Raw genomic sequence first — 478 nt, 5'->3', positions numbered from 1 at the left:
CTTGAGATATAAGCTTTTTTACCCGCTACGTCGCCTGGCGCAAAAGCGAGTCGGCTGTGTATTTGCCACCCGCGGTGATTTGAGCTTTTTTGCCAAAACGCATCCAAAGGTGCGGGGCGAACTGCTGTACTTCCCGACGCGGATGGACCCTTCTCTCAATACGATGGCGATCGCTCGGCAACGTGAAGGGAAAATGACCATTCTGGTGGGGAACTCCGGCGACCGCAGCAATGAGCATGTCGCCGCCTTACGTGCCGTTCATCAGCAATTTGGCGATACGGTAAAAGGGGTGGTGCCGATGGGATATCCGCCTAATAACGAAGCGTACATTGGGGAAGTTCGTCAGGCGGGGCTGGAGTTATTCAGCGAAGAAAATCTGCAAGTTCTGAGCGAAAAACTGGAATTTGACGCCTATCTGGCGCTACTTCGTCAGTGCGATCTCGGTTACTTTATTTTTGCCCGCCAGCAGGGCATTGGT

Annotated in this window: 1 protein-coding gene; it reads left to right on the top strand. The window is 53.1% G+C overall.

Annotation, left to right across the window (positions count from 1 at the left end; all coding sequences use genetic code 11):
• The coding region (locus K0040_RS22475; protein WP_228110449.1) for a TDP-N-acetylfucosamine:lipid II N-acetylfucosaminyltransferase family protein at positions 1 to 478 on the top strand (478 nt) is incomplete at both ends.

Source organism: Terrisporobacter petrolearius (genome assembly GCF_020748185.1).
Lineage (GTDB): Bacteria > Bacillota > Clostridia > Peptostreptococcales > Peptostreptococcaceae > Terrisporobacter > Terrisporobacter petrolearius.
The sequence above is the reverse complement of the archived record's forward strand: the minus strand, read 5'-3'. Positions and strand labels throughout refer to the sequence as shown.